The organism is Janthinobacterium aestuarii (assembly GCF_051380835.1).
In the GTDB taxonomy this organism is placed as follows: Bacteria; Pseudomonadota; Gammaproteobacteria; order Burkholderiales; family Burkholderiaceae_D; genus Janthinobacterium; species Janthinobacterium aestuarii.
Window position 1 is genome coordinate 1 of record NZ_JBNYXU010000020.1, and the last position, 5,489, is coordinate 5,489.

A 5,489-nucleotide genomic window follows, 5' to 3' on the forward strand; every position below is an offset into this window, starting at 1 on the left:
TTTGCCGTTTTACCGGCACCGTCATTGCTGACGGGTCGCTCACTCAAAAAACTGACAGGCCACTACTTTCGTAGCGCCTATTTCATTATTTCTTGTGAACATTTGATATTTTAAGTTATACGACAATCCGAAGATCATCGCTGCACTACATCAAATGCCCACACTTATCGACTGTTAATTGTTAAAGAACTGTATTCGGTTACTGCTCTCGCGCTATCGACAAAGCGTTGTGTTTGCCAGCTGCGAAGAAGGAAGAGTATGAAGCGTTTGCAGCATTTCGTCAACCTTCTTTTTCACCCTGCTTTACTCTGCATTTACATGCGTCGTTCAGCGAGGGGGCGAATTATAGCCAAGGCGCCTACGGCCGGCAAGCTTTATTTCAGCAATTCGGCAACCGCCATGCCGACATCGGTCGTACTGGCGCTACCGCCCATATCGGGCGTACGCGGACCATGCTCGAGCACCTGCTCGATGGCGTGCACAATCGCATCATGCGCGGCCGTGTAATTGGCATCGCCATTGCCGAGGAAGTCCAGCATCATGGCGCCCGACCAGATCATGCCGATCGGGTTGGCGATATTCTGGCCGTAGATATCGGGTGCGGAACCGTGCACCGGCTCGAAGACGGAAGGAAACGTCCGCTCCGGATTGATATTGGCCGATGGTGCGATGGCAATCGTCCCCGTGCAGGCGGGACCCAGGTCGGACAAGATGTCTCCAAACAGATTTGAAGCGACCACCACGTCGAAACGTTCGGGGCTCAATACAAAGCGGGCAGCCAGGATGTCGATATGGTATTTATCCCAGCGGATGTCAGGAAATTGCGGCGCCATCGCTTCCACCCGCTCATCCCAATAAGGCATACTGATGGCAATGCCATTCGACTTGGTGGCCGATGTCAGGTGTTTCTTGGGCCGGCTTTGCGCCAGCTCAAATGCGTATTTCAATATCCGGTCGACTCCCTTGCGCGTAAAAACGGATTCCTGCAGCACCGTTTCGCGCTCAGTTCCCTCGAACATGCGTCCACCCACGGATGAATATTCTCCTTCCGTGTTTTCACGCACCACATAAAAGTCGATATCGCCCGGCTTTTTATTCGCCAGCGGGCACGGCACGCCCGGCATCAGCCGCACGGGACGCAAGTTGACGTATTCGTCGAATTCACGCCGGAATTTGAGCAAGGAACCCCATAGCGAGATGTGGTCGGGCACCTTGTCCGGCCAGCCCACGGCGCCAAAATAGATGGCGTCGAAATCCTTGAGCTGCGCAAACCAGTCCGAGGGCATCATTTGCCCGTGTTCCAGGTAATAGTCGCAATTGGCCCATGCCATCGTCGTGAACTGCAGGTCGATATTGAAACGGCGGGCGGCCGCTTCAATCACACGCAAGCCCTCCGGCATGACTTCATTGCCGATGCCGTCACCGGCGATGATGGCGATTTTATGTGCGCTCATGGGAAGCCCTGTTGGAAATAGGCGATGGAAGCCTGTATTTACATCGGCTGCGCCACGTCCGGGTACAGACGCGCCAGCACATCGGCAGTGATCGCCGTGATGATGGGCTGCACACGTTCGGCCGCCAGTTCATTGGACTTCTCGCGGCGAACCTCTTTCCACAACTCGGCCAATGCCCCCTCATGGCGCGTTACCGCCTGCTCGACTTCATCCTGCCAGAAAGGCGGCGCCTCGCTTTCGACAAAGTTGCCGCGGCCACGGCCAAAGTGCGCTACCGCCAGGTAACGCAGCATACCCGCCACCACCAGGGTACGCAGGAAGGCATCCGTAAATTGCATCGTGGGTTCATTGCGGTCCGTGCCGGAATTAAAGCCCCAGGCAGCGCCCGCAAACGTCAACGCACCAACCACACCGCCAAGCAGGGCACCCGTACCCAAGGTCAGCCCGCCAGAAATCAGGTCGGCCGACAGGCCAGTCGCGGCACCCGAAATCATGGCGCCCAATAGCCCAGCTTGCGCCTTGTCGATCGGTGCGCGCACGGCGAAATTTTCCCGTATGCGGCTATTGATCTTATGCGCATCGGTCGGGTCGAGTTTGTGCAGGATCAAAAGCTCACGCGTGGTGATACCGCTGTGCGTATTGAGCCGCGCCACCAGGCTGGCCATGGCTTTTTCCTGGCGTTGCTGCTCCGCATTCTTGCCGATGCCCACGACCTGCAAGGCCGATTTCAGCAAGCCCTTGGAGGCGGGCTCGATGGCTTCGCGATCCTGCCCGGCCACTGCCAGCTGCGCGGCCAGCAAGTGCATCGCCTGCCGGAAACGCGCCGTATTCTGCTCTTGCCAGGCAGCAAACAAACGCGCGTAGCCGGCTTGCTGCGACTGCGGCAACAATTTACCCACGGCTTCATAAAACACGCGCTCATGTACCCAGCAGCGGGCAAAGGCATCGAGCGCCAGGACGTCGCGCACGATCGGATACTGCTGCAAATGCTCGCGCCAGCGCGCCTGCTCGCTGTGTTCCTCATTGCCAGGACGTGGCGGCCCCATCTGATTGAGCAAGACCACCACGGGCTTATCCAGCCAGGCGAGGATTTTCATTTCCGCCGGCAAGTAACCCGCATCCTTCGGATGCTCCGAAGAATTGACCAGATACAGCACCACGTCGGCGGAGTCCTTGGCCGTGCGCAGCGCTTGCTGGCTGAGCCAGAACGGGCGGTCGCGGTAACGGTCCAGCACTTCACGCAGAAACCAGCTGATGGGATTGCCTGACTGGCCCAGGCGTTTGAGCAAGCGCACGGAGTCGCCAAAGCCGGGCGTATCCCACAGTTGCAAGGCATCGCCCTGTGGCGTGGCCAGCAAGGTATGCGATTCGGCAAACACGGTCACGTGGGCGGCGTCGCGCACTTCGCCGATATCCACACCCACCAGGGTGCGCGCCAGGGTCGTTTTGCCATTATTCGTGTGCGAAATCAGCGCAAACTGAATCTGCACGGCATCATCCTGCACATCTTTATTCACATTCACACTCATGCTGCTGCCGATACTTTCAAGCCGACACCTGCATCGAGCGGGTGGAAGGCAGGGTTGAGCAAATTGACCACGGTGGCCGTGGTTTTATGAAACTGGCAGAACTGCTGCCACAAGGCGACTCGTTCCGCCAGGCGCGAGCCGTTATCCGCCTGCTCGCCGGCGCGCTCCAGGTAGCTGGACTCGTCGATCAGGACGGCGATGCCGCGTGCCGACGATTGCACCAGGTAATCGAGGAAGGCGCCGTGATTTTCCTTTTCCGGCGTCGCCGTCAGATTGAACAGCACGGCCGTGATATTGACTTGCGGATCGTTCAAGTCCGTGCCGCGCAAGACGTCTTGCGGCTCTTCGCCATACGACATCGATGGGCGCAGCATCATGCGCCCCTGCTCGCCGAACAGCATGATGGACAGCTGTCCCAATCCCATGTGGCGTGCTTCGTCGACTGTAAAGCTGTACGGCAAGACGCGCAGCATGCCGCCCGTGGCCACGCCGATGCTTTCATTAAGCTTGCGGAAATACGGCTGATCGAGATCCAACGGGAAGTCCCTGGCCAGGCGCGCGGCGCGCCAATTGTTGACCAAAGCCAATATCAGGCGGGGAACGACGACCAACAGGAAGATGGTTGCCGCATATAAATGCACCCAGCGCGCGCCACCTTCGATGGTCGTCGTTTGCGGGAAGCGCAGTGCTTCGATTTCCGCCAGCGAAAAGCCTTGCAAATGAAACAGGGCAATAGCTGGCGCAAACAAGGTCGAAAGCAGGCTGTGCACCTGACCGGGATTTAAAAAGGTGCTTTCCCAGCCGGCCGCGTATTGCGACAGAAAGCCGCGCGCATACAGCGAGGCAACGGCGCCGATGGCAAACATGGCGGCGCTCAGGTGGATGGTACGGCTCAGGCGCGCGGCCGTCAGCTTGGCGCTCAAGTGTGCCCATTCCCCCATGAAACTGAGCAAACCTGAAGACAAGGCGTGCGGCAGTTTGCGCGGCAGGGCCAGGCGGCCCACGCTCAGGTGACGCACCAGTCCCGCCTTCGGCCAGCCGAGCGAGTGCGAGGGAATGCATAGCCAGATCAGCAAGCCCAGGTAGACCAGCACATTCCAGGCGATGATCAGCAGCAAGGGCGCCGACAGCAAGTCGACGCGATGGGGATCCGTGATGCGGTCGAGCCCGGCTCCCAGCAGCAAAGCCAGCAGGGGTAAGGCCAGCGCCAGGGTCTTCATGCCGTTGCGACGCTTCGCGAAGGCAGCGAAGGCGGGGGTGCGCTCGGTGATGCGCTTGATGATCAGCTCGGAACGCTGCTGCAGGAAATCGTCACCGGTCACTTCGGCCTGCTTGCCCGAAGCTTGCCACTGCGCAAGCTCACGCGCGCTGCGGCTGGCATACATGCGGTCATCCTCGCTGAGGACTTCTTTTTTCTGGTCGGCCGTCTCGATAGCACGGACCAATACCACTTCTCTCGCAATCTGCTCGTTCATGGTGCTCCTGTTTTTGTATGAAACGACAACTCGACAGGCAGATTGTGACGTACTTTCGTGTTTCAGGCCAACGCGTCCTCAGCCCGGCACAAATGATGCAGCAGATAGATCAGGAAAGAGGCGATCCAGGCAGACCACAAGGTGTGCGTAAAGAATTGCATACCTTGCAGCTGTTGCTGCCAGCTTGCCGCCAAACCGCACAGCAACATGATGCAGGCGAACAGCAGCGCCGTGCGTGGCCGTCCGGGCAGGCAGAACAATGGCAAGGCCAGCATCCACCAGGCAGTATTCGCCTGAGTAGCGGGCAGGCATGCCATGGCAGATGCGCTGGCCGGTAACGTTTCCAGCAGGCGCGTATACGTCTCCAGTCCGCCATAGCGCAACAAATCCGTGGGACAGGGCACGTCGCTGAAGGAAGAGAGCAAATAGATGCTTAATGGCACGAATATAACCGACAGTGCTACTACGCGCAAGGCGCTGCGGCGTGATGCCAGCCAGGCCAGAGGATGCAAGGTGTCCCAGACGGCCAAGCCGATCAAGGCGGCGCCAAGCAAGATCATGCCGAGCTGGAAACTGCTCGCCCACGCGCTGTCAGCGCCGGAAAATTGCCCGCGCGTCGCGTCGAACATACTGTCGGCGATCATGAGGTCGAGGTTGCTGTAATTGCCGATCCAGAGTATCAGCATGGCCGACAGCATCAGGACGCTATCGATGCCTTTGGGAGTTTTGAGGAGTTTAAGCTTGGCCAGCATGGGTGCACACGTTACTTGATGAGATAAAAGTCATCGTACAGTGTCAAGATGAAGAGAACATGACGATGCTCGCCGTGCACAACTGTTGCAGCGGCTGCTGACGTAGGTCGGCTTAGCGCAGCGTAAGCCGACACCACCCGCAGCTTATCAAACCACCAGACGAAAAAAACCCGCCAATTGCTTGACGGGTTTCTCTCTACTGCGAATAACAAGCCTGACGATAACCTACTTTCACACTGGTTGCAGCACTATCATCGGCGCAAAGTTGTTTCACGGTCC

4 protein-coding genes are annotated in these 5,489 nt (G+C 58.3%); all 4 read right to left on the bottom strand.

The window, feature by feature from the left end; all coding sequences use genetic code 11:
• Positions 1–374 precede the first annotated feature (374 nt).
• The 4 genes from ACQ4WO_RS28035 to ACQ4WO_RS28050 all read right to left on the bottom strand — a co-directional run bounded on the left by ACQ4WO_RS28035 (position 375) and on the right by ACQ4WO_RS28050 (position 5,210).
• Complete coding sequence (locus tag ACQ4WO_RS28035) at positions 375–1,454, bottom strand: tartrate dehydrogenase (protein WP_436484139.1); 1,080 nt, start codon at positions 1,452–1,454, stop codon at positions 375–377.
• 38 nt (positions 1,455–1,492) lie between these two features.
• Positions 1,493–2,983, bottom strand: a complete 1,491-nt coding sequence (locus ACQ4WO_RS28040) for a DUF3482 domain-containing protein (RefSeq protein WP_436484140.1) — start codon at positions 2,981–2,983, stop codon at positions 1,493–1,495.
• A complete protein-coding gene (locus ACQ4WO_RS28045; RefSeq protein WP_436484141.1) occupies positions 2,980–4,458 on the bottom strand; it encodes a DUF2868 domain-containing protein in 1,479 nt (492 codons plus the stop codon). The genes ACQ4WO_RS28040 and ACQ4WO_RS28045 overlap by 4 nt, the downstream gene beginning before the upstream one ends.
• A 62-nt stretch (positions 4,459–4,520) precedes the next feature.
• Positions 4,521–5,210 carry a phosphatase PAP2 family protein gene (locus ACQ4WO_RS28050; protein WP_436484142.1) on the bottom strand — a complete coding sequence of 230 codons (690 nt, stop codon included), beginning with the start codon at positions 5,208–5,210 and terminating at the stop codon, positions 4,521–4,523.
• Between the last annotated feature and the right edge of the window lie 279 nt (positions 5,211–5,489).